The sequence below is a fragment of the Haloarcula taiwanensis genome (assembly GCA_002844335.1).
Classification (GTDB): Archaea; Halobacteriota; Halobacteria; order Halobacteriales; family Haloarculaceae; genus Haloarcula; species Haloarcula taiwanensis.
On the sequence record CP019154.1, the window covers coordinates 673279 to 693415 of the forward strand.

The 20137-nt window shown below is 64.2% G+C and carries 22 protein-coding genes and 1 tRNA gene; 9 read left to right on the forward strand and 14 right to left on the reverse strand.

What is annotated here, in order from left to right; translation table 11 throughout:
• Window positions 1-42 precede the first annotated feature (42 nt).
• Window positions 43-321 (reverse strand): transcriptional regulator, encoded by a 279-nt coding sequence (locus tag BVU17_03510; protein AUG46635.1) that lies wholly within the window; start codon window positions 319-321, stop codon window positions 43-45.
• Window positions 322-548: 227 nt separating this feature from the next.
• Complete coding sequence (locus BVU17_03515; GenBank protein AUG46636.1) at window positions 549-1670, reverse strand: aspartate aminotransferase; 1122 nt, start codon at window positions 1668-1670, stop codon at window positions 549-551.
• Between the two features lie 250 nt (window positions 1671-1920).
• Between BVU17_03515 and BVU17_03520 the strand changes: the two genes are divergently transcribed.
• Window positions 1921-3753: a peptidase S8 and S53 subtilisin kexin sedolisin gene (locus tag BVU17_03520; GenBank protein ID AUG46637.1), complete on the forward strand. Its 1833-nt coding sequence runs from the start codon at window positions 1921-1923 to the stop codon at window positions 3751-3753.
• A gap of 124 nt (window positions 3754-3877) precedes the next feature.
• Here the strand turns inward: BVU17_03520 and BVU17_03525 are convergent, their stop codons facing one another.
• Entirely contained in the window at window positions 3878-5041 is a 1164-nt protein-coding gene (locus BVU17_03525) for an acetyl-CoA acetyltransferase (GenBank protein ID AUG46638.1), read from the reverse strand.
• A 257-nt stretch (window positions 5042-5298) separates the two neighbouring features.
• Window positions 5299-6066, reverse strand: a complete 768-nt coding sequence (locus BVU17_03530; GenBank protein AUG46639.1) for a Crp/Fnr family transcriptional regulator — start codon at window positions 6064-6066, stop codon at window positions 5299-5301.
• 126 nt (window positions 6067-6192) lie between these two features.
• Between BVU17_03530 and BVU17_03535 the strand changes: the two genes are divergently transcribed.
• The gene (locus tag BVU17_03535; GenBank protein ID AUG48825.1) at window positions 6193-6873 is read left to right on the forward strand and encodes a metallophosphoesterase; all 681 of its coding nucleotides are present in this window, start codon (window positions 6193-6195) and stop codon (window positions 6871-6873) included.
• Window positions 6874-7101: 228 nt separating this feature from the next.
• On the opposite strand, the gene BVU17_03540 is transcribed toward BVU17_03535, so the two are convergent.
• On the reverse strand, window positions 7102-8355 hold the full coding sequence (locus BVU17_03540; protein AUG48826.1) for a phytoene dehydrogenase: 1254 nt from the start codon (window positions 8353-8355) through the stop codon (window positions 7102-7104).
• An 83-nt stretch (window positions 8356-8438) separates the two neighbouring features.
• On the opposite strand from BVU17_03540, the gene BVU17_03545 reads away from it, so the two are divergent.
• The gene (locus tag BVU17_03545) at window positions 8439-9611 is read left to right on the forward strand and encodes a threonine synthase (protein AUG46640.1); all 1173 of its coding nucleotides are present in this window, start codon (window positions 8439-8441) and stop codon (window positions 9609-9611) included.
• 88 nt (window positions 9612-9699) lie between these two features.
• A complete protein-coding gene (locus BVU17_03550) occupies window positions 9700-10713 on the forward strand; it encodes an alcohol dehydrogenase (GenBank protein ID AUG46641.1) in 1014 nt (337 codons plus the stop codon).
• Between the two features lie 110 nt (window positions 10714-10823).
• Here the strand turns inward: BVU17_03550 and BVU17_03555 are convergent, their stop codons facing one another.
• A complete protein-coding gene (locus tag BVU17_03555) occupies window positions 10824-11243 on the reverse strand; it encodes a universal stress protein (GenBank protein AUG46642.1) in 420 nt (139 codons plus the stop codon).
• Between the two features lie 240 nt (window positions 11244-11483).
• On the opposite strand from BVU17_03555, the gene BVU17_03560 reads away from it, so the two are divergent.
• Window positions 11484-12374 carry a universal stress protein gene (locus BVU17_03560; GenBank protein ID AUG46643.1) on the forward strand — a complete coding sequence of 297 codons (891 nt, stop codon included), beginning with the start codon at window positions 11484-11486 and terminating at the stop codon, window positions 12372-12374.
• 18 nt (window positions 12375-12392) lie between these two features.
• Here the strand turns inward: BVU17_03560 and BVU17_03565 are convergent, their stop codons facing one another.
• The 7 genes from BVU17_03565 to BVU17_03595 form a co-directional block, all read right to left on the reverse strand.
• On the reverse strand, window positions 12393-13016 hold the full coding sequence (locus BVU17_03565) for a molecular chaperone (protein ID AUG46644.1): 624 nt from the start codon (window positions 13014-13016) through the stop codon (window positions 12393-12395).
• Between the two features lie 143 nt (window positions 13017-13159).
• Complete coding sequence (locus BVU17_03570) at window positions 13160-13918, reverse strand: proteasome assembly chaperone family protein (GenBank protein AUG46645.1); 759 nt, start codon at window positions 13916-13918, stop codon at window positions 13160-13162.
• Between the two features lie 5 nt (window positions 13919-13923).
• The gene (locus tag BVU17_03575) at window positions 13924-14106 is read right to left on the reverse strand and encodes an H/ACA RNA-protein complex component Nop10p (GenBank protein ID AUG46646.1); all 183 of its coding nucleotides are present in this window, start codon (window positions 14104-14106) and stop codon (window positions 13924-13926) included.
• A gap of 29 nt (window positions 14107-14135) precedes the next feature.
• On the reverse strand, window positions 14136-14936 hold the full coding sequence (locus tag BVU17_03580) for a translation initiation factor IF-2 subunit alpha (GenBank protein ID AUG46647.1): 801 nt from the start codon (window positions 14934-14936) through the stop codon (window positions 14136-14138).
• A gap of 1 nt (window position 14937) precedes the next feature.
• Window positions 14938-15111 (reverse strand): 30S ribosomal protein S27e, encoded by a 174-nt coding sequence (locus tag BVU17_03585; GenBank protein AUG46648.1) that lies wholly within the window; start codon window positions 15109-15111, stop codon window positions 14938-14940.
• 2 nt (window positions 15112-15113) lie between these two features.
• Window positions 15114-15392, reverse strand: coding sequence for a 50S ribosomal protein L44e (locus BVU17_03590; protein ID AUG46649.1), 279 nt, complete (start codon window positions 15390-15392; stop codon window positions 15114-15116).
• Window positions 15393-15503: 111 nt separating this feature from the next.
• Window positions 15504-15770: a hypothetical protein gene (locus BVU17_03595; protein ID AUG46650.1), complete on the reverse strand. Its 267-nt coding sequence runs from the start codon at window positions 15768-15770 to the stop codon at window positions 15504-15506.
• A 186-nt stretch (window positions 15771-15956) separates the two neighbouring features.
• Between BVU17_03595 and BVU17_03600 the strand changes: the two genes are divergently transcribed.
• Entirely contained in the window at window positions 15957-16229 is a 273-nt protein-coding gene (locus tag BVU17_03600) for a hypothetical protein (GenBank protein ID AUG48827.1), read from the forward strand.
• A gap of 60 nt (window positions 16230-16289) precedes the next feature.
• Here BVU17_03600 and BVU17_03605 read toward each other — a convergent pair whose 3' ends face one another.
• Window positions 16290-18608, reverse strand: coding sequence for a hypothetical protein (locus tag BVU17_03605; protein ID AUG46651.1), 2319 nt, complete (start codon window positions 18606-18608; stop codon window positions 16290-16292).
• 117 nt (window positions 18609-18725) lie between these two features.
• Here BVU17_03605 and BVU17_03610 point away from each other — a divergent pair, with 117 nt between their 5' ends.
• From BVU17_03610 to BVU17_03620, 3 genes are all read left to right on the forward strand, one after another.
• Complete coding sequence (locus tag BVU17_03610) at window positions 18726-19493, forward strand: dolichol-P-glucose transferase (protein AUG46652.1); 768 nt, start codon at window positions 18726-18728, stop codon at window positions 19491-19493.
• Window positions 19490-19975, forward strand: a complete 486-nt coding sequence (locus BVU17_03615) for a sugar translocase (GenBank protein AUG46653.1) — start codon at window positions 19490-19492, stop codon at window positions 19973-19975. The genes BVU17_03610 and BVU17_03615 overlap by 4 nt, the downstream gene beginning before the upstream one ends.
• Window positions 19976-20049: 74 nt before the next feature.
• Window positions 20050-20124: transfer RNA gene (locus tag BVU17_03620), tRNA-Met, on the forward strand.
• Window positions 20125-20137 lie beyond the last annotated feature (13 nt).

Sequence of the window (20137 nt, forward strand, 5' to 3'; positions counted from 1 at the left end):
GCCCCTCCCGTCGGCCGGTCGCGGCCCGGGTGATTTGTTCCCTCATTCGTCCATTTTCTCCACGATCTCCTCGAAGGTGTCGCGGTAGTTGTCGAACCGGTCGGTCAGGAAGTAGAGTTTGGCGTACTCCTCGTCGCCGGATTCGACCACGCCGTGTTCTTCTAGCTGTTCCATATGATGTCTGATCGTCTTGTAGCCCACGTCGAGTTCGTCGGCGAGTTCGTTTGCGTTCATCGGTCGGTCCGAGAGAGCGTCGATGATACGCGCCCGGTTGGCGCCGCCACGCGTCGCCGTCAACAGGTACCAGAGCGCTTTCTCCATCCCACTGTCCTCCCGGGACCTGCGTCTGCCGGTCGTATAGTCCTGTCTCTCCCCGCCGACGGGCGCGCTGGACTCGGATGCATGTGCCACGATGGGATACCGGAGTCCAGACGGCCGACCGATAAAGGGTTTCTTCGCACTCTCCCCCGAGACTGTTCCAATTTCGGGGCGACTGGTCCGGTCCGACGACACCTGCGAGCGTCCGCGTCGGCCGCGCTGACCCCCGCTCAGCGGAGCGCCGCCGTCGCGTCGGCCATGACATCGATGGCCTCTTTCAGCGTCTCCGTGTCCGTCGCGTAGGAGATGCGAGCGTAGCCCGCGCCGTGTTCGCCGAAGGCGTCGCCGGGGACGACCACGACCCCGCGATCGATGACCTCGTCGACCCACCCGTCGGGGACCTTCGGCATCGCGTAGAACGCGCCCTTGGGCGTCGGGCAGTCCAGTCCCATCTCCTCGAGGCCGTCCAGCAGCACGTCGCGGCGCTCCTGAAAGGCCTCGCGCATCTCCGCGACCGGCTCTTGAGGGCCGGTCAGTGCCGCCTCGGCGGCGTACTGGGCCGGCGCGGACGCACAGGCTTGTGCGTACTGGTGAACGCGCAACATTCGCTCGATTCGGTCCGTCGCGCCGGTGACCCAGCCGAGCCGCCAGCCCGTCATCGAGTACGCCTTCGAGCAGGCGTTGACGACGACGACGTTTCCCGAGTCGCTGAACTCCGCTGGTGACCGGTGCTCGCCCTCGAAGACCTGGTGTTCGTACACCTCGTCGGAGATACACAGCACGTCGTGCTCGTCGGCGATACGGGCGAACGCCCGCATGTCCTCGGGGGTCTGAACCGCGCCGGTCGGGTTGGCAGGCGAGTTCACGACGAACGCCGCCGTGTCGTCGGTAATTGCTTCCTCGACCGTCTCGGGGGCCATCGTGAGGTCCTCACGCAGCGGCACCGGTCGCGGCGTCCCACCGGCTAAATGGGTCAGCGCGTCGTAGGAGACGAACCCCGGGTCCGGAAAAATAACCTCCTGTCCTGCATCAACGTGGGCCTCCAAGGCGATGTGCAGCGCCTCGCTCCCGCCCGACGTGGCAATGATGTCTCCGGGGTCGACGTCGAGGTTGTTATCCCGCTCGTGCTTGGCGGCGATGGCGTCTCGGAGTTCCTCGGTCCCTTTGTTCGACGTGTAGGCGTCGACTTCCCCCGTTTGAATTGCCTCGACGGCCGCTTCGCGTGCGTGCTCCGGCGTCGGAAAATCCGGTTGGCCGAGGCCGAGGTTAATCGCGTCTTCGCCGGCCGCCTCGAACACTTCACGGATGCCCGAAATCGATACCTGCTCTACTCGTTTAGAGAATTCGGTCATACTCTGTTTCGGGGCGGCTGGCCCGATAATTCTTCCTTGTGCTTCGGTAGCATTGGAATCGTCCGTCTGTTCTGCTGGACCCACTGACTAAAGAAACTAATAACAAGTTTATTTCTATCCCATTATATATCAGATATCAGAATAAACACGTATTCATAATGCAGTTTATGTTATTCGGTTTATTGAATAACGGGCTGCATGAGGAATTATATATTAGTTTTATAACTCACCCATATTTAGTGGGAGTCGGATGTCTCGACATACTCTGCCGAAACCGTCCAGAAGATCAGTCATCAAGATGCTCGGTTCCGCTGTAACGGTCGCAGCCTTTGGTGGAGAAGCCAGTGCATCACAAAATTCTGATACAAAAGAATATCTGATCGGTGTTTCAAATGATAAAAACGCATCAGATGTTCATAGCAAAATAAAGGAGCGATCCGACCTCGAGCAGCTCGATATTATCGACGTGAACGAGTCGCTTTCGTACCTTCGCTCAGCAGTCCCACAGAAATTCACGGAAGAACTTCTTCCGACGGTCGAAGCAATTGAGGGAGTCAAGTACACGGAATTCAACCACGTTCGCGAGCCGATCGCCACGATTCCAAACGATCCGAAGTTCGACAGCCAGTACGCGCCACAACTTGTCAATGCTCCGAAAGCCTGGGATGTTACCTTCGGCAGCAAGGATGTCACCATCGCTGTCATAGACACCGGTACGGATTACACTCATCCCGACCTTGACGGACAGTTCGGGAACCAGAAAGGACGGGACTTCGTCGACAACGACAGCGACCCCGCACCACAATCCGCTCAGCATGGGACACACGTTTCCGGCATCGCTGCCGGCGAAACGAATGACGAAACCGGTATCGCAGGTGTCAGTAACTCACGGCTTCTGAGTTGTCGTGCACTCGGCCCAAACGGGGGCCGAACCGCCGATATCGCTAACGCTGTCGAGTGGGCGACTGATCAGGGGGCGGACATTATCAACATGTCCCTCGGTGGTGGCGGCTACAACCAGACGATGAAAAACGCCGTCTCGTACGCATGGAATCAGGGTGTCCTCCTCATCTGTGCAGCCGGTAACCACAAGGACGGTGACCCGCCAAGTCAGCAGGACGTGTCGTACCCAGCAGCCTACGAAGAATGTGTCGCCGTCGGTGCCGTCGATCAGAACAAGAGTCCCACCGAGTTCTCGAACTACGGTGAGAAAGTCGACATCGCAGCTCCGGGCAATGATGTCCTCTCATCCGTTCCGGGAGGAGACTACGCGCAGTTCCCCGGAACGTCAATGGCGTCCCCTGCCGTCGCCGGCGTTGCGGCGCTCGGACTCGACAGACACGAATGGCCCGTCAGTCAGACCCGACAGAACCTTCTGGACACTGCCCAGCCACTGAGTGAGGACAGCCAGTTCGTCGGTGTCGGTCTTGCGGATGCATACAACTTCGTCACTGCCGGCGGGGGCTCGAAAAACGAACCGCCAATCGTGACGCTCAACGACGACTCGCGAACTGTCACTGTCAACAGAGAGATTATCTTCGATGCCAGCGGCTCCCGTGACCCCGACGGCTCGATAACGAACTACCGCTGGGAGTTCGGCGACGGCTCTGACCCTGTTGAGGGGTCGGACGCAGCAGAGGTCAGCCATACGTACACCGACACTGGCGATTACACTGTTACCGTCACTGTGACCGATAATGACGGTGCCGAGGCAACCACGTCAGTCAACGTCTCTGTCTCTTCTGAAGCAAAAGACCGCATCACCACTGATTCGTCCGGCTCGCTCAGCGGGATGCTTGACTATGATACGTACACGTACTCCCTGAAGACGGACTCGCCGCTGCAACTGATCCTCAGCCTCAATGGGCCGTCTGATGCTGACTTCGACCTCTATGTCTCCTTCGACGGTCGCATACCCACGCCGAACGACTACGACCGCGCGTCCTACACGCAGGACAGCAACGAACAGATAATCATCGACGACTTCTCACAGGTCAGCGAGATCGGTATCCTCGTGTATGTCTACAGCGGACGCGGAGACTACACACTCTCACTGGAGGAAATCGGAAAAACAAGCTCGTAATCTAACTGTTATCCTCTCCTTTCGGCTGATTTCGTGCGGCGTGCCCGCTTGCCCTTCCGCTTTCAGTTCGTGGCGTTTCGCGCCGCCACCGCCGACGCTCACTCGCCTCGTCGCTGGCGAGTCCTTACCGAACCACAGACATCGCGATTGCGCCGCCACCGCCGACACTCATCCCCACGATGCCGCGGTGATGGTCTTCTCGTTCCATCGCGTACAGCATCGTGGTCGTGAGGATGCCGCCGCTGGCCCCGATAGGGTGGCCGAGCGCCACCGCGCCGCCGAGCGGGTTGTGTTTCTCGGCGGGGATGTCGAGTTCGTCAGCGACGTACACCATCTGCGCGGCGAACGCCTCGTTGAGTTCGAAGTGGTCCACGTCGGCGACGGCGAGGTCATTGTGCTCAAGCAGTTTTTCGACGACGTCGCGGACGGCGATAGAGAATTCCGACGGGTCCCGGTAGGCAACCGCGTAATCTTCGACGTGGGCCATCGGTCCAAGCCCTTCGCGCTTGACCGTCTCGGCGTCGGCCAGCACCACTGCACCCGCTCCGTCAGAGAGCTTCGAGGCGTTGCCGGCGGTGATCGTGCCGCCCTCGACGAAGGCCGGCGGCAGCGTCGCCAACTGCTCGACGGTCGTGTCCGGCCGCGGCCCCTCGTCCCCGGTCACGAGCCCGTCGGCCGTCTCGACGGGGACCAACTCCTCGGTGAACTTCCCCGACTCGATGGCGTCGCCGGCCCGGTGGTTGCTCCGCCGAGCGTACTCGTCTTGCGCCTCACGACTGATATCGTGCTCTGTGGCGAGTTCCTCTGTCAGCGTGCCCATGTGCGCGTCGTAGTGTTTGTCCCACAGCGAGTCCCAGATCATCGCGTCGACGAGTTCGCTGTTCCCGTGTCGGTGACCGCCGCGCATATCCGGAACGAGATACGGCGCGTTCGACATCGACTCCATACCGCCGGCGAAACACACCGACGCCCGACCGGCCTCGATACGGTCGGCGGCAGTCGTGATCGCCCGCAACCCGGACCCCGATGCCTCGTTGAGCGTCGTGGCGGCGACATCGTCAGGGAGCGGCGACTCGACGACGACTTGTCTGGCCGGAACCTGGCCGACGCCCGCCTGTACCGCGTTTCCGAGGCCGACCCAGTCGACACTGTGTTTATCAATTGCGGTTCGGTCAAGCAGTCCCTCGACGGCTGCCGTACCCAGCTCTATCGCGCTTCGTTCTGCGAGGCCACCCAGCAGTTCACCGTGTGCAGTGCGTGCGCCGTCTACCAGAACCACATCCGTCATACGGACTACATGAATCTGAGACTACAATACTGTTCGCCCGACGATGGACGGCGTCCTACTCCTCGGCCGCCGTCCGCAGTTCCTCGATAGCCGTTTCCAGCCGGCGGAGCGTCGCATCAGCGTCGGTGTACCCTTGCTCGTACTCGCCGTAGGCGTCGTCGGCTTCGTTCAGGAACGCCTCGACAGCATCATGGATATCGTGGTCGCTCATGGGTGTCCTGACGGCAGCCGAGCGGAAAAGTCCCGCTACTCGCGGGTCACTGCGTCACGTCGTAGTCGACGCTCGCGTCGCGAAGCGCGTCGGTCACACGGCCGACAGTGTCCTGTGTCGCGACGACGACGGCATTGAGTCCCCGTGATGCGGCGGCGGCAGCTACCTCGCCAGCCGCGAAATGTGTCGTCGGTTCGATGTCGGCATCGCGGAGCGCGACGACGGACTCGACGCCCGCTGCGGTGACGATGGGGACATCTGCACAGGCTGTGGCGATCTCGTCAATGTTCTCGACTGGCCCCGACCGGACTGGCGGGACCTGGATGACGCTGACGTGGCCGGGGTCGAGGTCGATGACGCCTTCGAAGCCGGTGACGCCGACGACATCGCCCGCCGCGGCGCTCGTCGTCGTCACGCCCGTCGCGTCGCCGCCGCCGGGATGGGCGTGCAACAGCCCGTCCGACAGTGAGAGTGTCACCGTCTCTCCTTCTTCCAGATCCGCCGTGGCGATGGCGGCGTCCTCTTGCACGCTCCCGAGTACGTCGTCGGTGACGTGGTCGGCGAACCGCCGAACGTCGGTCGCAGACTGGAACACCCAGTCGACGCCCTCCTTGGTGACCCGGTAGCGGGACCGGCCTTCCTTCTCAACGAGTCCGTCGTCGACGAGTTCGCGGATGTACTCGCTGACGGCCTGGCTCGTCACGCCGACGGCATCGGCTATTTCGCCCTGACTCACTGCGGGCTGGCGCTCGGCGATCTCCACGAGGACCCGAAACCGCGTCGCGGCCCGCTTGTTCTCCAGGACGTCGACCATACAGGAGTCACGGGAGTCGCAGGTAAAAATACCACCGACACTGTCAGGCCCGGATACACGGGCGGCTCCGCACCGACCATCCGCGTGACCGACAATATAAGCGTCACCAGCGCCGACCTCACGGCGATGACAGCCAGCTACGACGACCGGTCGCTCCTGCTCGACGGCACGCTCGTCGTCGCAGACCTCCACGTCGGCCGGGGCACCGGCGGGACCCTCGAACTCCCGGTCGGCTCCGGTTCGGACATGGTCCAGCGGTTCCAGTCGCTCGTCGAGCGCCACGACCCCGACGAGGTCGTCGTCGCGGGCGACCTGCTGCATTCGTTCCGGACCGTCCCCCGGTCGGTTGAGAGCACCGTCGCCGGCCTCAGGGAGGCCTGCCGGACGGCCGGTGCACGGCTGCTCGTGACGCCGGGCAACCACGACACGATGCTCGACAGCGTGTGGGACGGGCCGACCGAGACGGCCTACCGGGTCGGCGACACCGTCGTCTGCCACGGCCACGAGGCCCCCGAGGCCGACGCCGACCGCTACGTCGTCGGGCACGACCACCCCACCATTGCCATCGAGGGCCAGCGCCGGCCCTGCTACCTTGTCGGGTCCGGCCAGTACCGTGGCAGTGACGTGGTGATGCTCCCGTCGTTCAACAGGCTGAACGCCGGTGTCGAGGTCAACGAGATGCGAGCCAGCGACTTCCAGTCCCCGCTGGTCACCGACGCCGACCGACTTGAGCCAGTGGTCTGGGACGAGAGCGGGCGCGAGACGCTGTCGTTCCCGCCGCTGGGGGAGTTCCGTCGCATGCTATAACGGTAAGTATTTGAGCCGCGACGGTGGACGCTGGAATATGGTTCAGACAGAAATCGCGCTGGGTCTCATCGCGATTACGCTGCTCTCGCTACTGCTGCTGTACTTCGCGACAATAAAGTACGTCTCTGAAGTCCTCGAAGGGGAGGGGCCAGACCACGAGGGAAACACGAATAGCGGCGGTCCAGCCGCATAGACCGCCGTCTCTTCGGAGCTGTCTCAGCAGTTCTACTATCGTAACAGATCAGCGGCGACCTTGCCGCTTTCCAGCGCACCCTGTATCGACGACCAGCGGGTGTAATCGCCGGCCAGCACCGCGTTTCCGTCCGGCGCTGTCGGGTCCGGGAGCGACTCTCGGTACCCCGGCGGCTGAGCGAACTGTGAGAACGGGACCCGGTCGGTCCGGAGGTGTTCGAGCGCCTCGAAGCTCGCGTTCGGGTACCACGACCGGAGCGCGTCCCGGACCTCGGCGGCCAGGTCCGCGTCGCTCGCGTCGGGCGTCCCGAGGAACGTGGCGCTGTACAGCTCCATGCCGGCGGGCGCGTACTCGCTGGCGACCGCCGACAGCGGCGCGACGGTGTTGGGCCGGTCGTCGGCCGCGTTGAGGATGATGCGCTGGCCGGTCGTCGGCGCGCGGTTCGTCGGGAGCGCGAAGTACTGCGTGACACAGCCGACCGGCGCAGTCGGAATCGCATCAATATCCGTCAGCTCTGCCGCTGTCTCCGGGTCCGTCGCGACGACGCAACTCTCGGCCGTCACCGTCTCCGTGCCCACCTCGACAGTGACCTCGCCGTCGTGGGTATCTATGTCAGTTACGGCCGCGTCGGTCTCGATGGTCGCGCCGGCCGAGCGAGCGCGGTCGGCGAGCTGTCGCGGCATCGCCTGCATCCCGTCGGCCGGGACGAATATCTCGCCCTCGCTCAGCATCTTGTATGTGTACTCGAAGATGCTGCTGTCGGTCCCCAGCGAGCGGTCGAGCGTGATGCCGCCGTAAAAGGGTGCGGCGAACCGCTCGACGAACCGCCGCGAGAACCCGTAGTCGGCGAGGTACTCCCGGATGGTCCGCCCGCCGCGGGAGAGCAGTTCGACCGGCTCGACGCCGGCCAGCTCGCGCTGGAGCCGGAACAGCCTGAGCTTGTCGGCCGTGCGCACGTCGGTGTTGAGCAGCGTCTGTGGCGCGGCCGTGGGGTTGCGAAGCGGGTCCGACAGCACCGAACGGTGGTTCGGACTAGCGATAGTGGCCCCCGGCGTGAATGTCCGGGGCGAGAGCGCCTCGATGTCGAGTTCACGCTTGGCCGCGGGGTACGCAGTGAACATCACCTGGAACCCGCGGTCGAACGTGTAACCGTCCTCGTGGACCGTCCGGACGCGACCCCCGACCTCTGAGGCCTGTTCGAAGACGGTCACGTCTCGGCCCGACTCCGCCAAGTGCCGGGCGGCGACCAGCCCGGCGAGTCCGCCTCCGGCGACGACGACATCTGTCATACCCTCAGGTTCGACCGCCCCGGACAAGAGCGTGCTGAAGCGGGACCGGACCACACTTGGTCGTCCCGTCCACAGGGGGAGACATGGAGACGACTGCGGCGTTTCGCGGCCTCATCTGCACGGCGTGTGGCGCAGAAACCGACAGCACGGCCGACCGCTGTCCCGACTGCGGCGGGGTCCTCGTCGGCGACTACGACGTTCCGGAGCTGACGCCCGCGGCGCTGCCCGACGCGACGGGGCCGGGCCGGTACGAGCCGCTGCGGCCGTTCCCGCGGGACGCGACGGTGACGCTGGGCGAGGGGGCGACGCCGCTGGTCCCGGTCCCGGACCTGGCCGCGGAACTCGGCGTCGACTCGGTGTACGTCAAAGACGAGGGGCGCAATCCGACGGCCTCGCTGGGCGACCGGAAGCTCTCGCTCTCGGTCACCGCCGCCACCCAGCGCGGGGCCGAGCGCGTCGTGACGCCCTCGACGGGCAACGGCGCACAGGCCAGCGCCGCCTACGCGGCCCGCGCCGGCGTCGACTCGAAGGGCTTCGTCCCCTCGCGGTGTCCGTTCCTGAACAAGGCGATGGTGAACGTCCATGGCGGCGACATGCGCGTCGTCGAGGGCCGGTACGACGACGCCGTCTCAGCCTTTGAGGAGGAACTGGCCGAGGCCGCTGAGGGCTGGGTTCCGGTCGCGCCCGGACACCCCTTCCGCGTCGAGGGGGCCAAGTCCGTCGCCTTCGAGACCGCCGACGACCTCGGCTGGGCGGCCCCCGACGCGGTGGTCCACCCAACCGGCCACGGTGAGACAGTTGTCGGCCTCGAACGCGGATTCCAGGCGGCGGTCGACAGCGGCCTCGCGAACGCAGTCCCGCGAATCTACGCCGCACAGCCCGACTCGGCGGCCGCCATCGCCGACGCCGCACGCGAGGGCGACGACGAGCCGGCGACGGTCGAACACCCCGACACCATCGTCGGCCCGCTCGAAGTCCCCGACCCCGCCGCCGGCGCTGCGGCGCTCGACTCGCTGGAGCGCTCGGGCGGGGGCGGCGTCGCCGTCCCGGACACGGACATCCTGGCCGGTGCCGTCGACGGCTGCGAGATGGGGCCGGAGACGGGCGCGACCGGCGGGACGGCCGTCGCCGGCGCGCGGGCGCTGGCTGACGACGGTGCCTTCGACAGCGACGACGTGGTCGTCCTCGTGAACCCCGTCGCCGGCAGCAAGGAGGCGGACCTGCTGCGCAGTCACCTCATGAGCCAGGGCATCTGAGGCCGCCGTCGGCCGGAGTGGGGGACGCCGTGACACAGCACCGCACACTTCGGTGTCGTTTAGCCCGTCGTGGCACAACACTGGCCTGATGCGCGCCGCAGCGTTCAGCGAACTCACTGGCCCGGACGGCGTCTCGATTGTCAACCGACCGACCCCCGAACCCGGACGCGGCGAGGCGGTGGTCTCCGTCGAGGCGTGCGCAATTAACCGCCACGACCTCTGGATTCTCGAAGGCGATTCCGCGATGGTCGACGCGGACGACCTGCCCTTTGTCACCGGTCTCGATGTCGCTGGGACCGTCGACGCCGTGGGCGAGGGCGTCACCGCCGTCGAACCCGGAGACCGGGTGGTACTCTGCCCGAACGAGACCTGCGGGACCTGCCGCTACTGTCGGGAGGGGCCGGAGAACCTCTGTGCGAACTTCTCGCTGTACCACGGCGGCCTCGCCGAGGCGGCCCGCGTGCAGGCCGACCGCCTCGTCGCGCTCCCCGACGGCGTGGACACGGTCGAGGCGGCCGCGCTGCCGACGGCCTACATGACGGCCTTCCACATGCTCCGGCGGGTCGAGGCTAGTCCGGGCGACCTGGTGTTCGTCCCGGGCGTCACCGGCGGCGTCGGTGTCGCGGGCGTGCAACTCGCCGACGCGCTCGGCGCTGACACTGTCGGCACCTCCTCCTCTCAGGACAAACTGGACCGCGTCGAATCGCTCGGTCTGGACCACGCAATCAAGAGCACCGACCCGGACGAGATTCGGGCGGCAGTCGACGATGTCGGCACAGTCGACGGCGTGCTCAATCACCTCGGTGGTGAGTACACGCAGGTCGGCCTTGACGTGCTGCGACGCGGCGGCCGGATGGCGGTCTGTGGGCGGACGGCCGGCGGCACGTCCGAAATCGACATCCCGGACCTGTTCCTCGGGCATAAACGTGTCATCGGGAGTACGATGGGGACGCAGGGCGACCTAGAACGACTCGTCGGCCTCGTTGCTGACGGCTCGCTCTCCCCCGAAATCGAGGAGACGTACTCGCTTGAAGAGACCGGTACGGCGTTTGTGGCAATGCAGAATCGCGATAGCGTTGGCAAGCTCGTCGTGACGCCGTAGTCACTCTTGCGACCCGCAAGACTTTCGAAACTAACTCTGGCACAGACGGCCGGTGTCCCGTCGCTGTCGGTGCTTAGGGCAGTCTGTCCATCGGTCGCAGCTGCCACCACTTATCGGGCGATAATGACTGGAACAGGCGAGTTACGGAACACTTTCTGAGCGACGTTCCCGACGACCAGCCGATCGGCTAAGGAGCCGCCGTGCGTTCCGAGTACGACCGCATCGAAGTCGTCAGCTCTATTCAGAATCGCCCGGACCGGGTGGCCCAGTTGCACTTCAGTGGTTATTTCGACATCGTACTCGGCGGCGCGCTCACGAGCCTCGTCGAATACTCCTTCCGCACGCCTCTCGGCAGCCGCTTCGACATCATCCTCAAGAGCAAGTGAGGTGGCCGCTCCCCCCAACGGCGACGGTCCGCCCACGACGTGTAAGACAGTAATCTCCGCGTCAGGATGGTTCTCAAGGGCGTACCCAAGCGCTCGCCGGGCCATTTCCGAATCGTCCATCGGAACGAGAATCCGTGCGATCATACCGTGACTACGGTCAGCCTGTGGATAAAATGGTGGTGCGCCTTGTTCGGAGACACGATGCAGTCCCGTCGGCTGTGAACGCCTCTCGGTCTTGCCGGCGGCAGCTGGTCGGTTCGCCGTCCGTTGACCGAGGCGTGCAAGATGCAGTACACCTACGAGCACAGAGCGGTCGTAAACTCACTCTGCAACGTGGCGGGAATCGAACGTAGTGTTAAATCAATAGCCTGTCAAACCGTGGCTATGAGCCACACGATCAACTCGATTCTCGTGCCGACCGACGGCAGTGACGGGGCACGAATAGGGGCTCGGCGAGCTATCGATCTCGCAGCTACAATCGGTGCCGACCTCCACGTACTGTCAGCAGTTGACGCCCGTGACATCGAACCGGAGCTGAATTCTGACGGGCAGACCGACCGGGAGCGTCTCCTCACGGAGGCGGCTGAACGGGCGGTAGACTCCATCGCGAGACTCGCCAGGGCGCATCTCTCCGGGCAAATCACTACCGCCGTCGAGTCGGGGATTCCGTTTCAGGCGGTCAACGACTACGTCGATGCTCACGACATCGATCTCATTGTTATGGGGACGCAGGGACGGACAGGGTTCGAACGGGTTGCACTCGGGAGTGTTGCAGAAAAGACGCTGCGGACTGCCGCTGTCCCAATCGTCACGGTCACTCCGGATGGGGATATCGTCGAAATCGGCGAGCAACGGTACGAAAACATTCTCGTCCCGACTGACGGCAGCGAGGGGGCAACACTCGCAATCGAATGGGGGGTCACGCTAGCGGAGCTGTATGACGCAACCGTACACACGCTCTACTCTGTCGACACGAGCCGGTTCGGCGGCGCTGAAGGATCAGCAGAGATTCACGAGGCGCCTGAGCAAACTGGCCAGGAGGCACTTGCGACGGTCCATGAGCGTGCCAGCGACGCAGATGTCAGTGTCGCAGGTAACATCGCAAGCGGCCCGGCTGCACGCGCGATTCTCTCCTACAGCGAGGAACACGATATCGACCTCATCGCGATGGGAACACACGGCCGCTCCGGCCTCACGCGATACCTGACCGGAAGCGTCACCGAGACCGTTGTCCGTAATGCGTCTGTCCCGGTCTGCTGTGTCCCGATGCAGTGAGGGGCCTTCAGTCTCCGCTTACGACGCTCGCTGTCGCGATGCCCCGGACGCGTGCTGTTTCGCAGTGGTGTATGCCTCCCGGACGCGCTTGAACTCGTCCTCGTTGCCGCCGTGGTCCGGATGGACCTCCTTGACGCGCTCGCGGTAGGCCGATTTCACGTCGTCCAGCGACGCGCTCTGTGTCAGTCCCAGTTCGCTGAACGCCTGGACTGTCGGGTGTGGTTCCTCTTCGGGATCCGGGCCGAGGTCAACTTCGGGCGTTTCGAAGGGCAGGCGTGCGCCGAGATAGACGCCCGGCATCTCGTGTTCGACCAGTACGGGAATAGTCGGGGACCGCTCGATGCGGTAGTACGCTCGGGCGTCGAACGTGATTGCCACGTCCCGCTTGGGGAGATAGAAGGCGACGTGTTGCCCCTCGACGAAGTGGTTCTCGGCGAACTGCTCGTCGATAGCGGTGAGGTACTCGCGCAGCTCCGCCCGGCGTCGCATCTCCCCGCCGTCTGTCGCCTGCCGGTTCGGCCGCTCGGCCGGAAACACGCGGTTCGCGAGGACGAATAGGCCGGCGACAACGAGGGTTCCGGCGATGCCGAGGGCGAGCCCGAGGACCAGCCACTCCGGCGGCATACCCGGTTGTGTCTGCACGGCCACGAATTAGGGTCCAGTGGTAAAGAAATTCCCGCTCTCCGGCAACAGGTGACTGCTTCAGGCGGGCTCCCACCAATCAGTTTCGGAGGGTACCGGCTCCGCCGTCGGTGACAGCCGAGACACGGGGACAGAAATCCGTCTTAACCGATGTATCTGAGGTCCTCGTCGGTGGGCGACGGGGAGTTCTGCTGTTCCATCTCCTGAATCTTCCGGACGACCTCCTCCATCTCGTCGGCGCGGTCCTCCAGCGAACTGTAGTCGACCTCGAACCCGATGACGTCTTGGAGGATTTCGAGAACGGCCTGCGCGCTCTTGGGATCGACCAGATAGCCCGAGGTCTCGCCCATGAGGCAACTGGCCGGCACGTCGCGGCGCTTGCTCAGGCCCAGCAGCAGGCCGGAGACGCCGACGATGCCGCCCGCAGGTTCGTCCTCGCGGAAGGCCACGCCAGCGTCTTCCAGCGTTTCCTTGAAATCCTCGGTTGTCGTCGCGCCGAGCACGTCGTACTCCTCGATGAGCTCGCCGGTCGGGACGCCGCCGAGAGCGAACACCCGCTGAACGCCGAACTCGTCGGCGATGTCGAGGAACGTGTCGGTCAGGCCATAGTGGCCCTGGTTGTCCTGGGCCTGATGATTCCCGGAAAGCACGAGCAGGTCTTGGCCTTCCTCCGGCGTCACGGCGTGGAACTCTGCGCAGGCAAGTTCCGCCTGTCCGTCGTCAATGCTGACCTGTGGCGGGAAATGTGTTGAGTAGACACGCCGAACGAGCTCGCTTTCGAGTTCCTCCAGTAGGTGTTCGGCGGCGAGTTTGCCGACGTGGCCGACGCCGGGCAGCCCCTCGACCAGTACCGGGTCGTCGAGGTCGGGGTCCGCTACAGTCTCGATGTCGAATTCGTCCATACGGCTTATTCGCGGCTGCGGCGCTTAAGAGAACGTCGATACTCGCCGTAGCTGTCTTCAGGCGAGAACGGCGCGGGTACGCTGTTGACTGCTTCGGCCCCGCAGTCCGGACAGGTGTTGTCCAGCGTGTACACCGGCCGGGCGTGCTCGGACTTCCAGGCAGTGCAGACGCGGATATCCGATTTCATCGGTAGTGACTCACTGAACGACAACCGGCTTACTCGTCGTCTTCGCTGCGCTCACGGTGGAATTGTCCCGTTCCACCGTGTTGCTGGACGACCGCCGCGGCGCGGTCCGCGCTCTCTTCGAGCGCGTCCTCGGCGGTCTTGTAGTCGGGCGCTTGCACCTGGATGCGGTACTCAGGTGAGCCGACGTAGGTCACTTCGAGTTCGATTTCGTCGGGGACCTCGCCGTTGCCCTCGGCGGCCTGCAGTGCTTCCTTGATGATGTCGACGCCGTCGCTTTCGGGACAGGACAGGTCGACATAGCCGGTGACCTGAACGTACGGCACAGAGACGTTGTTCCGAGCCGTCTGCACGATGGCGTCGATTTCCTCCTCGGAGAGGTCGACCTCTTCGAGGGCGTCGTTGCCGTGGATTGCCGCTGATTCGAACCCGTCGTACATCGAGCCGAACTCAGCCAGCAGTTCGTTTGCGATGGCGGCGTAGGTCTCGTCGTCTAAGTCCTCGCCGAAGGCCAGTTCCATCCAGTTGTCGGCCTTCTGCTCGTTTTTCCACTCCTGAATCTTCTCCTTTCGCTGGTGGTCGTTGACGTCCTTGATCGAGAGGTCGATCTGCTGGGCGCTCTCGTCGACGTCAAGCACCTTGGCAACGACTGTCTGCCCTTCGTTGACGTGGTCGCGGACGTTCTTGATCCATCCGCTGGCGACCTCGGAGATGTGACAGAGGCCGCGCTTGCCCTCGTACTCGTCGAGGTCGACGAACACGCCGAAGTCCTCGATCTCGTCGATCTTGCCGACGACGAGTTCGCCCGGTTCGGGCCAGCCGCTGTATTTCATCCTATCGGGCCTCGACGACGGCGGTCACTTCGCCTTCGATGTCGGCCTTGCCGCCCGTCGGGCGGGCGATTGTGTGGCCACAGACGGCACACGAAACTTCGCTCGCGGCCTTCTCGAAGAGAGTCTGTTCGTTCTCGCAGTCGGGGCATTCGACGGTAATGAAGCTTCCTGCCATCGTTACTCCTGGAACTCCAGTCGGCCGGCGCGCCATCCCTCGCGGAGGTGGGCCTTCCCACACTCGCCACAGCGGTACTTGAGGTCCGTCTTCTTGGTGGGCTTGTCGCCACCCGGGACCTTCGAGAACTTCCCGTCGTTCCCGATACCGGAGTTGCGTTCGCGCTGGCGGTCGATCCACTTCATGCCGGTCTGGCGGCCGCTCCGGACTTTCTCGACCTCGTGTTCCTGGTGCTCGTTACAGTGCGGACAGTACGTATTGAATCGTCGTGGCATCTGCATAGATATCGGCCTTACCGAGCGATTTGACGTGACCGCTTAAAACCCGTTTGGTTCGCACCTGCCGTTTGCCCCACTTCCCGCGTCTGTCCGCCCGACCCACCCCATGACAGCCTACTGGAACCGCGCGGCGGGACCGGTCGCTTTGATGCGGACCGCGCCGAACACGTCAGCGGCGTCCGTTCCACCCATGAGTTCGAGATTCACCGCTTCGCCAGCGGAGAGTGACCTCAGTTTCTTTGCCAGTTCGTCGTCGATGTAGTCCACGACCTCGTAGGTCTCGTCGGCTTCGACATCTCGGAGTTCCATCCGTCCGTCGTCGTCCATCGGGCTGACGACGACTGAGGCCCGCTCGCACGACCGCTGGTGTTGTTTCAACATACACGACTGTCATCTACTCGGATATATAAATCTCCGCTATCATGGTGTTAAGCATCTAACCACAATCGGCAAGAATATAAGGACATTCTAGTTACAGGCCGGTTCACGGTCGCTCTCTGTCGGTTGGTGCGCTGTGTCGCAATCGGCTTCGAAGTCACTAAGTACGCTGTTGGCAAAGGAACGCGCATGAAGAAGCTCATTATCCACGGCGACCCGGGGCTGCGCAAGGGCGGCCGCATCGAGTACGACGACGAGGAGTACGAGGTGTTCTCGGTCTCACGGCAGGGCGACTGGCACGGCCCGGACCGGCCACAGCTCTGGTGTACTATCGGCTCGGAGGACGAGGAAGAGACGTTCAAAACCCAGGAGTACATCCCGATGCACCTAGATACAGACGACATTGAGGCAGAAGCCGTCACCGTCCTCCGCGAGCGCGCACCGCCGAACGCCGAGTCCTGATCGGCCCGACACTGCGCGCTGAGTAACTGCCGTTCGCCCGCAGCAATCCGCTCTCCGTTTTCAGAAGTACTCCGGTCGCACCTGATAGATAGTGACGCCGTCGGCCTGTTCCGCCACGGTCACGCCCTGTAGCTGGTCGACAGTTACGTCGCCGTAGCGGGCCCGCTCTGCGGGGCCGACGTAGACGTAGCGCACGTCGTAGGCTTCGAGGAGGCGACGCTGCTCGGCCGGCTCGCCCGTGTAAATCGTCGCCACGTCGTCGACGCGGCGGTCATACACCGTGTCGTTGCGGTACTGGGCTTCGTGGGTCCAGCCCGCGACGGTCGGCAGCCCGGTCAGGCTCGACGGCGCGCTCGCGCCCTCGCCCTCGGCGGCGTCCCACTCGTAGTCAGCGGGGGCGGCCGTGACGATGGTCGGCCGTCCGGTCGTCGTCTCGTCGAGCCACCGGATTGCCTCGGCTTCCGCGGGGTGGTCGTCGTCGAGGTACGCCAGCCCATCCAGCGTCGGGTCGCCGGCGTACTTGACGTGGTTCGAGAGCGCGAACACGCCGTACAGGGATGCCGAACAGACAAGCAGGGCGACGAACGCCCGAACGCCGATGCTGGTCCATTCCCGTGCCTGCTCGCCGGCCGGCCGCCAGCGGGTAAGCAGCCACGCCAGCACGGGGCCGGCGGCGACCCCCCAGAGCACCCACACCTGCATATACGTCTTGAAGACGGTGTTCATCCGGCCGATGTTCTCCCTGACGAAGACAAACTCGACGAGCAGGACCAGACCCGCACCGGCGAGAATCAGCACGGACTCGAAGCCGACAGGTCGGTCGCCACCGTCAGCGAGCGCCGGGACCGCATCGACTGTTCTGTCAAGCGTCGGTGAGCGCGCGAACAGCCACGCGCCCAGCAGTAGCGGACCAAGCAGGCCGACCGCCGCGATGTCAAGCGTCGCCGCCAGCGCCGCCGTGCCAACGGCCACGAGACCGACAATTCGGGCCGTACTTCGCTCGACGGCTCGCCCGGTCTGGGCGTACAGGTACAGCCAGAACGGGGCGACGAACAGGCCGTGGACGGCCAGCAACTCCAGCAGCGAGGTCCGGTCTGGCAGGACGGCGATCTCGCGTCCGCTCGCCGGGCCGAGCCAGAACGGCAGCGACCAGAGCAGTCCCAGCACCAGAACGACAGCAGCGACGCCCAGTCCCATTCCGATCCGGACACCCTCTTGCCCCGACCCGTTCAGCCGGAGTCGCTGTCCGATGGCCTCTGGTAGGAGCGTCGTTGGGTCGGCCGGCGCGACGGTTACTGTCAGCAGCGCCAGCCCGCCCGCCGATGGGAACGACCACGTGTTCGTCACGGCCATGATGCCCGCGACGGCCGGGAGCGCAGCGAAAAGTAGTCCGAGCCGCCGCCGGCGTTCGGCGGCCGGCGTCTGGTAGTAGCTGAAACAGAGCGCAGCAGCAAGTAACAGGAATCCCGTGCTCATCATGTGGGCGTGCATATCGCCGTTGAGCCAGGAAAACAGCGGGAACTCATCGATGACTAGCGCCACACTGGGCTCGTATGTGCCGAAATCAGATGCCGTGTCTTCGATGACGCGGCTCGCGTCCCAGTAACTGAACGAGTCTGGCCCCGCCGCGAGCCCTTTCAATTCGTAGCCGGCCCGTTCGGCGACGCTCTGGCCCAGCCCTCCGGGCAAGAGCCAGATGACGAACTTGACCGGTGTCGATAGGTTGCTGGCAAACCCGACACAGAACGCCGTGAGGCCGGCCGCTAGCCGTCGCGGGAGGCCGCGTTCGCTCGCGACAGCGCCCGCCAGTCCGTACGCCGCTGTGACCAGCGTGGCGTAAAACCCCGCTAGCGCGAGATTGTACGCGAACTGCCCTTCGGTCCCCGTTATCCTGGTGAGAATCGCTGTGATGAGATGCCCGCCGTAGTAGTACGCGACCGGTTCGCCGGCGAACCACATGTCCTCCAGCGGGAGGCTGTCAGCCCGCACGAGCGACTGTAATAGTCCAAAATCGAGGAACTTCTCGCCGCCGATGGGGACGATTGCAGGGTCGAACGCTCGGATGCCAACAAGAAACAGGAACCCGACGGTAAACACGCCCGCCGTTTCGGCGTACGTTCGGAGGTCGAGTGCGCCGTCGACCCGCCGGACAGCTACCGTACTCGTCGCGAGCACGGCGACGCCGAGCCAGACGCCAAGCGTCAGCGAGAGGCGACCGACGAAGTAGGTGACCAGCCATAGTATCGAGACGGCGACCGGGACGCCGAAGGCGAGTCCGCGGTCGGCAAAGCGGGGAAACAGCAGTCCAGCGACGGTTCCGCCAGCGTACAGTAACAGGAGGTAGAGGGCGAGCCAGGTGGCGAGGAGCCCGTATTGCATCAGTGAAGGGACCGGTTCGCTGGCCTATACGCTTTTTTGTTGCTCCCGCGATTATCGACTGGTTAGGAACCGGCAGCTTCGAACTGTTTTTAGTTCCGCCTGTCCCACTATTCGGCAATGTCGCGTTCCGTCGGGGTAGTTCTCCCCGCCTACCGTCCCGACACAGAGCAGTTCGGGACCTATATCGCCGCTATCGACGATGCTCTTGAACCGCAGACTATAGTCGTTGAACTTGATGCACCCCGGGACGGTGTTCCCGCACGGCTCCGCTCGCTCCCAGCCGAAGTCCACACCGTGCCCTATCGCCGCGGGAAAGGTGCAGCTATCACTGCCGGGTTCGAGCGGATGGAGACCGACGTGCTGGCCTTTGTCGACGCCGATGGATCGACACCGGTCGCCTCGCTCGAACGGATACTGGCCCCGGTCACCGAGGGGCGGACGGACCTCGCCGTTGGCTCCCGTCGCCACCCGGATGCCATCGTCGCCAGCCACCAGACGTTCGCTCGCCGATTCCTCGGCGACGGCTTCGCGTGGCTGGCCGGCCAGTTGCTCGACGTACGGCTGTATGATTACCAGTGCGGTGCAAAAGCCATCGATGCGGCCGCCTGGGAGCGCGTCCGCGACCATCTGTACGAACCCGGCTTCGCGTGGGACGTCGAACTGGTAGCCATCGCCGCGGCGCTGGACCTGTGTATCGAGGAGGTCCCCATCGAGTGGGAGGACAAGCCCGGCTCGACGGTGTCGCCGATACGAACGTCGATAGACCTGCTCGAAGCGCTGTTGACGGCTCGCCACCGCTCGAAGCAACTGCGCGACGACGGGTTCCACACCGCCCTGGCCGAGCACCTCGACGAGCCGACCGCCCTCGTCGAGAAGGACCGATGACGGACCTCGAACGGCGGGTCCGACGCCTCGTCCCGGACCGGTTCGAGTCGCTGGTCTCGGGCGTCCGGTTCGGCCAGTTCGTCTCCGTCGGCGTCGTCGGCGCGATAAGCGACAACACCGTCCTCGCCGTGCTCGGCCTGGCATTCGGCGTCAGCGACATGTGGGCCAAAGCCGCGGGCGTCGAGACGGCGATTCTCGTGATGTTTCTGGTCAACGAACACTGGACGTTCGCGGGTCAGGGTGAGACCGGTCGCCGGTCGTTCGCAAAGCGCCTCGGCAAGTCCCACTTGGTCCGGTCCGGCGGCGTCGCGGTCCAGCTCGCAGTTTACTGGCTACTCACGCAGTGGCTGATGATCGAACTCGTTGTCGCTGGAACTGACCTGTGGTTCATCGCCGCGAGCCCGCTCGCGATTGGGGTCGCGATGCTGGTCAACTATGTCGCCGAGAGTCTCTTCACCTGGCAGGTCCACGCGGACGGGTGACCGTAGCGCGTTACTAACTCACGGACGGCACTCGAATCACAACCCTTAATGAGGGGACCGAACTACGAGAAGGTAGCGGGATGGGATAGCCAGGAGATTCCGGCGGGCTCATAACCCGCAGATCGGTAGTTCAAATCTACCTCCCGCTATCATTTTGCCGAA

Coding starts and splice junctions, on each gene's coding strand:
- BVU17_03510 (AUG46635.1), bottom strand. CDS start 321: ATGGAGAAAGCGCTCTGGTACCTGTTGACGGCGACGCGTGGCGGCGCC.
- BVU17_03515 (AUG46636.1), bottom strand. CDS start 1,670: ATGACCGAATTCTCTAAACGAGTAGAGCAGGTATCGATTTCGGGCATC.
- BVU17_03520 (AUG46637.1), top strand. CDS start 1,921: ATGTCTCGACATACTCTGCCGAAACCGTCCAGAAGATCAGTCATCAAG.
- BVU17_03525 (AUG46638.1), bottom strand. CDS start 5,041: ATGACGGATGTGGTTCTGGTAGACGGCGCACGCACTGCACACGGTGAA.
- BVU17_03530 (AUG46639.1), bottom strand. CDS start 6,066: ATGGTCGACGTCCTGGAGAACAAGCGGGCCGCGACGCGGTTTCGGGTC.
- BVU17_03535 (AUG48825.1), top strand. CDS start 6,193: ATGACAGCCAGCTACGACGACCGGTCGCTCCTGCTCGACGGCACGCTC.
- BVU17_03540 (AUG48826.1), bottom strand. CDS start 8,355: ATGACAGATGTCGTCGTCGCCGGAGGCGGACTCGCCGGGCTGGTCGCC.
- BVU17_03545 (AUG46640.1), top strand. CDS start 8,439: ATGGAGACGACTGCGGCGTTTCGCGGCCTCATCTGCACGGCGTGTGGC.
- BVU17_03550 (AUG46641.1), top strand. CDS start 9,700: ATGCGCGCCGCAGCGTTCAGCGAACTCACTGGCCCGGACGGCGTCTCG.
- BVU17_03555 (AUG46642.1), bottom strand. CDS start 11,243: ATGATCGCACGGATTCTCGTTCCGATGGACGATTCGGAAATGGCCCGG.
- BVU17_03560 (AUG46643.1), top strand. CDS start 11,484: ATGAGCCACACGATCAACTCGATTCTCGTGCCGACCGACGGCAGTGAC.
- BVU17_03570 (AUG46645.1), bottom strand. CDS start 13,918: ATGGACGAATTCGACATCGAGACTGTAGCGGACCCCGACCTCGACGAC.
- BVU17_03575 (AUG46646.1), bottom strand. CDS start 14,106: ATGAAATCGGATATCCGCGTCTGCACTGCCTGGAAGTCCGAGCACGCC.
- BVU17_03580 (AUG46647.1), bottom strand. CDS start 14,936: ATGAAATACAGCGGCTGGCCCGAACCGGGCGAACTCGTCGTCGGCAAG.
- BVU17_03585 (AUG46648.1), bottom strand. CDS start 15,111: ATGGCAGGAAGCTTCATTACCGTCGAATGCCCCGACTGCGAGAACGAA.
- BVU17_03590 (AUG46649.1), bottom strand. CDS start 15,392: ATGCAGATGCCACGACGATTCAATACGTACTGTCCGCACTGTAACGAG.
- BVU17_03595 (AUG46650.1), bottom strand. CDS start 15,770: ATGTTGAAACAACACCAGCGGTCGTGCGAGCGGGCCTCAGTCGTCGTC.
- BVU17_03600 (AUG48827.1), top strand. CDS start 15,957: ATGAAGAAGCTCATTATCCACGGCGACCCGGGGCTGCGCAAGGGCGGC.
- BVU17_03605 (AUG46651.1), bottom strand. CDS start 18,608: ATGCAATACGGGCTCCTCGCCACCTGGCTCGCCCTCTACCTCCTGTTA.
- BVU17_03610 (AUG46652.1), top strand. CDS start 18,726: ATGTCGCGTTCCGTCGGGGTAGTTCTCCCCGCCTACCGTCCCGACACA.
- BVU17_03615 (AUG46653.1), top strand. CDS start 19,490: ATGACGGACCTCGAACGGCGGGTCCGACGCCTCGTCCCGGACCGGTTC.